The sequence below is a fragment of the Mesorhizobium sp. M7A.F.Ca.CA.001.08.2.1 genome, from assembly GCF_003998455.1.
Classification (GTDB): Bacteria; Pseudomonadota; Alphaproteobacteria; order Rhizobiales; family Rhizobiaceae; genus Mesorhizobium; species Mesorhizobium ciceri.
On record NZ_RZPW01000456.1, the window covers coordinates 1 to 5,162 of the forward strand.

The window sequence follows — 5,162 nt, forward strand, 5'->3', positions numbered from 1 at the left end:
GATTTTATGGCGGTCGGCGGGACAGCGCCCCCCCTCTGGCCTGCCGGCCATCTCCCCCTCAGGTGGGGAGATCCGCTGTCATCATCTTCTTCGCAAATCCCGAACGTGACAGGAATGGCGGAGCGGCGAAGCTGCCAATCTCCCCACTTGAGGGGGAGATGTCCGGCAGGACAGAGGGGGGGCGCCACGGAACACCGTGGAACGAGAGGCAGCTCTACTTCCCCACCGCCGCCTCATAGACATCAGCCTTGAACCCGACCATAACCCGGTCGCCTACCTCCAGCACCGGCCGCTTGATCATGGTCGGCTTGGCCAGCATCAGCGCCTTGGCGCTCTTCTCGTCGAGACCCTGCTTTTCCTTGTCCGGCAGCTCGCGGAACGTCGTGCTCGCCTTGTTGAGCAGCTTTTCCCAGCCGACCTTGCCCGCCCAACCATCCAGCCGCTTCGCGTCCAGTCCCTCGGCCCTGAAATCGTGAAACCGGTAGGCTACGTCATGGCCTTCCAGCCAGACGCGCGCCTTCCTGACCGTGTCGCAAGTGGTGATGCCGTACATGGTGATCGTCAAAAGCGTGCTTCCTTGGCTGACTGTCGAATCCGTTCCACAGACTAAACCACCCTTTCCGCTTTGCCAGAGCCGTTGCCATATCTCCGTTCCACATGACGGCCAGGACAATGTCCCGGCCGTCTAATTTCCTGATCCTGCAGCGACGTGAGCCGGAAGCCGGGGTTCGGCCCTAGTAGTAGAAGCGCTCTTCGGTGATCTTGCCGTTTTTGACCGTGTAGAGGCCGACTTCATCCATGGTGACACGCTCGCCGGTAGCCTTGGGCGTTATGTCGAACTTGAAGCGCACCGCGAACTGGTCGCCATTGACATAGGGGCCTTCGACAGAGCCGCCATGGACTTCATTGTTCTCCTGCCACCACTGGCCCTTCTGCCTGAGAGCCTCCTTGCCACGGGAGATGGCCATCGGCCCCTCCATGGCTTCGTAGCTCACGATATCGTCGGAATTGTACTTCTCGGCGGCAGCTTCGTTCTCGCCCTGCTTGAGCAGCTCGGTAAAATCCTTGGCAATTTCCGCGATGGTCATTTTCGTTCCTCCTGTTCAGACGCATTTAGGTAGGGAACAGCCTGCTGGCCTGCCATCGTCGGACCGCGCCGTAGCTGACAAGCCATGTCAGGATGATGGTCCCCGCGGACATATGACGATGATTTGAGGCGTTTACATCGCGGGCCGGGCATCGTCCTGGCCCGTCAATTGCCAACGGTGAGGCACCTCATAGCGACCTTCCTGGATGAAGCTCTGGACGAGCGCGAAATCCCGCACTGTCCAACTGATGGGCTCAATCGCCCTTTCGCGAATTTTGGGCACTCCCACTTTGTCGCGAAGCAGCGTGACATGCGGTTCAATGGATTTTGTGAGAAAGAGCTTTAACGGGCTATCCGAAATCACTGCCGTCAGGTTTCGCCAGAATTCTTGCAGCGAAGGATTGCCGTCGCTGTTGCGTAAAACAAGCGCGCCACCGCCAAAAGCGCACAAACGATCAAAAGAAACGTCGAATGGTTTTGCGACAATCATCGAGCCTATGTGGTGAGCGAGTTCTACCAAGCCCTCCGGCAATCCGTCATGGTCGCCGAGTCCAACAAGCGAGATGTGATCGGCAATTGTTTTCCCTTTCAGCCCGAGTTCCTGGCGCCAAGCGGTTGCTTGTAAAGCGATAGGGTCGGCGATGGTGCCATCCATCAGGTGACAGAAGAACAACCGATCAGTGCGACGACGCCTGTTCCGCTCATGCCAGTTGAAAGATGTTTGACCGTTTTCGGCTGTGTTGAATGTGGGCAGTTCGTTCATGTCCTTCCTCCTTTTGCGCCACCCATCCCCGCCAAGCCGGAGATTTTAGAACAAAACGGGAACATGGCAAGCGGAAATGAGCGAACGGTCGGTCGTGCTTTCCGGATCATCGCCCGCGAGTTCAACAGTCGAAGAAGCTCTGCTGAGGGTGGCTTGAAACCTACGTCCTTGAGAAATCGTCGATCGCCCGATCGGCATAGTCGCGACCGTTGCCCGACTGCTTGTGGCCGCTGAACGTGCGACGTGTGCTCCGTTTCAGGTATCGATGAACTAACCTGGCAGCACTGGGCAGTGGGCGCCACGGCGTAGGCTGATATGCGCCACGTCGCCGACCTGGAAGCGAAAACCCTCGGCCTGGCGCGGCGCGTCGATGACGACAGGTGCGCCCTGCCCGAGTTCGGCATGCAGGCGCAGCGTGCGGCCGTGAAAGACGACGCTGTTGACGCGCGCCGGTGCGGTGCCGGGCGCGGCCTCGGTCATCGCCAGCAAATCCTCCGGGCGCACGCCGATGGTGCGGGTAGCGCCCTCGGCAGGTGCCTCGCCGGTTTCAGAAATAGCCTCCAGCGGCAGGGTGCCGGCGGTGAAACGCAAGCGATCGCCATCGCGGCCGACAAACCGTGATTGCAGGAGATTCATGGTGCCGATGAAGCTCGCCACAAACTTCGTGGCAGGCCGGTCATAAAGTGTGGCCGGCGGTGCGATCTGCTCGATGCGGCCCTTGTTCATGACGACGATGCGGTCGGAAATCGACAGCGCTTCGGTCTGGTCGTGGGTGACCATGACGAAGGTGGTGCCAAGCCGCGACTGCAGCCGCTTCAGCTCAACCTGCATCTGTTCGCGCAGATGCGCATCGAGCGCCGACAACGGCTCGTCGAGCAGCAGCACGCGCGGCTCGCAGACGATGGCACGCGCGAGCGCGACGCGTTGGCGCTGGCCGCCAGACAGTTCGGAGACACGGGCGCCAAGCTTGTCGGCGAGACCGACCATGTCGAGCGCTTCGCCGGTGCGCTTAGCCTGTTCGGCTCCAGACAGTTTGCGCAGCGACAGACCGAAGCCGACATTTTCTGCAACATTCATGTGCGGGAACAGCGCGTAGTCCTGGAACACGGTGTTGACCGGCCGGTCGAACGGGCGAAGTGCCGTGATATCGCGGCCGTCTAGCAGCACCTTGCCGCTCGACGGGCTTTCGAAACCGGCGATGACGCGCAGACTGGTGGTCTTGCCGCAACCCGACGGCCCGAGCAGCGTGATGAACTCGCCGCTGATAATGTCGAGATCGACGGCGTCGAGCCCGACGATGCCGCCAGGAAAAATCTTCGAGACCGCCTGCAGCCGGACGAGTGGATCAGGCGCCATCGCGAACCTCGGACGGCTTCGTGGTGTTGACCCAGAGAATCTGGCACCGCTCGGCGCCCGGATTGCGGAAGGCATGCAAAAGCGTGCTCTTGAAGGCAAAGCTGTCGCCCGCCTTCAACCCGTATTTCGTCGAATCCACCACCAGTTCGACCTCACCGGCCAGCACGAAGCCGAATTCATGGCCGGCATGCGCATAGGCCTCGGCCGTGCCGCCGCCGGCTTCCACCGTCACCAGCATGCCGGTCAGCGTCGCGCCCGGCGGTGACAGCAGCGCCTTGGCAATGCCTTCCGATTTCACCGGGATTTGCCGCCGCTTGTCGGCACGCACGCAATAGAGATCGTTGGCCGCATCGTTGCCGTCGGCGATCAGCGCCGACGGCTCGATGTCGAGGGCGGCGGCGAGCGGCCAGATCACCTTGACGCGCAGCGAGGACATGCCGCGCTCGATCTGGCTCAATGCACCGATCGACACGCCGGCCTTTGCCGCAAGATCGGCCAGCGACAAATTGCGCTCCAGCCGCAGCGCCCGCACGCGCCGGCCGACGCGAACGTCGGCATCGTCCTTCGGCTTCCCAGCCGCTTCATCCAGCATGTCCATGCGTTAGTCCTCGTTTGCTTTCCCTTCTCCCCTTGTGGGAGAAGGTGGATCGGCGCGCAGCGCCGAGACGGTTGAGGGGTGTTCCAGCGGAGTGAGACGCTGGTGTTCCCTGGAGCACCCCTCATCCGTCGCCTTCGGCGACACCTTCTCCCACAAGGGGAGAAGGGGGAGCTTTATCCCCCCGCCTTGACCTTTTCGAACATCTTGGCGAGGTCGTCATTCTGTTTCATCGGTCCGGTGAAGATGGTGGTCTTCAGCATCACCTCCGGGTCGGACGGCAGCTGCAATTTCTCCAGCTCCTCCTTCGGCACCGCCGCGAAGGCCGAACTGGTCGAGCTGCCATAGCCGTAGGCCTCGATCAGGTATTTGCCGGAATCCGTCTCCAGCCGGCTGTTGATGAAATCATAGGCGAGGTCGACATTCTTGGCGTCCTTGAGCATCACGAAGCCGCAGGCCCAAGTCAGCATGCCCTCCTTCGGCTTCATGAACTCGACCGGCACGCCCTGCTTCTTGAGCGAGGTGGCCGACGCGTTCCAGGTCATGGCGGCGACCAATTGGCCGCTGGCCAGCGCCTGTTCGACGGAGGTCATGTCGGTGGTGTAGTTGGAGAGCAGCGGGCGCTGCTCGCGCAGCTTCTCGGCCACCTTGTCCATTTGCTCCGGCGTCATGTCGAACGGATTGACGCCGGCGAGCAGCGCCGCCACGACAGGCGTGTCATGCACCGCGTCGATCGTCGCCATGCGACCGGCATACTGCTTGTCCCACAAAAGGTTCCAGCTCGCTTCCGGGTTCTTCACCAGATCGGTGCGGTAGAGGATCGAGGTGTTGCCCCAGTCCCACGGCACCATCCAGACCTTGCCGTCGCCAGCCTGCAGGTCTGGCAGGTTCTTGAACACCGGGAAGATCGAGTCCCAGTTCTTGATGCGCTTGGTGTCGATCGGCTGCAGCAGGCCTTCCTTGTTCCAGCGCGCCACCTTGTCATAGCAGGGATGCGCAATGTCGGGTCGGAAGCCGGCCTTGACCTTGGTGAAGGCGTCATCGTCGTCACCGAAGATCGAGGCCTCGACGCCATCGGGATGCGCGGCAAGGAAGCTCTTGTTGAAGTCGGGCAGTTCATAGCCCGACCAGGTGAAATATTGCAGCTTGTCGCCGGCGAAAGCAACGGTCGACGACAGCGCCAGCGCGAACGCCGTCAATCCAGCGCAAACAGTCTTTGCAGAGATCGATTTCAGGTCGAATGCCATTGCAGTTCTCCTCTCTTGGTTTGTTTTGGTTGTGATGGATCCGCAGGCCTTGGCGCCGTGGCGGACAAGCCGCGATGGCGCAGGATTTCAGCTGCTGCAGCGATGACGAAGGAC

Annotated in this window: 6 protein-coding genes; all 6 read right to left on the reverse strand. The window is 61.2% G+C overall.

The window, feature by feature from the left end:
• Positions 1-214: 214 nt before the first annotated feature.
• The 6 genes from EN914_RS23565 to EN914_RS23590 all read right to left on the reverse strand — a co-directional run bounded on the left by EN914_RS23565 (position 215) and on the right by EN914_RS23590 (position 5,048).
• Complete coding sequence (locus EN914_RS23565; RefSeq protein ID WP_013532857.1) at positions 215-565, reverse strand: ArsC family reductase; 351 nt, start codon at positions 563-565, stop codon at positions 215-217.
• 169 nt (positions 566-734) lie between these two features.
• A complete protein-coding gene (locus EN914_RS23570; protein ID WP_013532858.1) occupies positions 735-1,088 on the reverse strand; it encodes a nuclear transport factor 2 family protein in 354 nt (117 codons plus the stop codon).
• Positions 1,089-1,220: 132 nt separating this feature from the next.
• A complete protein-coding gene (locus tag EN914_RS23575; protein WP_024502624.1) occupies positions 1,221-1,850 on the reverse strand; it encodes a 2'-5' RNA ligase family protein in 630 nt (209 codons plus the stop codon).
• 270 nt (positions 1,851-2,120) lie between these two features.
• Positions 2,121-3,206: an ABC transporter ATP-binding protein gene (locus EN914_RS23580; protein WP_024502623.1), complete on the reverse strand. Its 1,086-nt coding sequence runs from the start codon at positions 3,204-3,206 to the stop codon at positions 2,121-2,123.
• Entirely contained in the window at positions 3,196-3,804 is a 609-nt protein-coding gene (locus EN914_RS23585; protein WP_024502622.1) for a cupin domain-containing protein, read from the reverse strand. The genes EN914_RS23580 and EN914_RS23585 overlap by 11 nt, the downstream gene beginning before the upstream one ends.
• A 173-nt stretch (positions 3,805-3,977) precedes the next feature.
• On the reverse strand, positions 3,978-5,048 hold the full coding sequence (locus EN914_RS23590; RefSeq protein WP_024502621.1) for an ABC transporter substrate-binding protein: 1,071 nt from the start codon (positions 5,046-5,048) through the stop codon (positions 3,978-3,980).
• Between the last annotated feature and the right edge of the window lie 114 nt (positions 5,049-5,162).

Coding starts and splice junctions, on each gene's coding strand:
- EN914_RS23570 (WP_013532858.1), bottom strand. CDS start 1,088: ATGACCATCGCGGAAATTGCCAAGGATTTTACCGAGCTGCTCAAGCAG.
- EN914_RS23575 (WP_024502624.1), bottom strand. CDS start 1,850: ATGAACGAACTGCCCACATTCAACACAGCCGAAAACGGTCAAACATCT.
- EN914_RS23580 (WP_024502623.1), bottom strand. CDS start 3,206: ATGGCGCCTGATCCACTCGTCCGGCTGCAGGCGGTCTCGAAGATTTTT.
- EN914_RS23585 (WP_024502622.1), bottom strand. CDS start 3,804: ATGGACATGCTGGATGAAGCGGCTGGGAAGCCGAAGGACGATGCCGAC.
- EN914_RS23590 (WP_024502621.1), bottom strand. CDS start 5,048: ATGGCATTCGACCTGAAATCGATCTCTGCAAAGACTGTTTGCGCTGGA.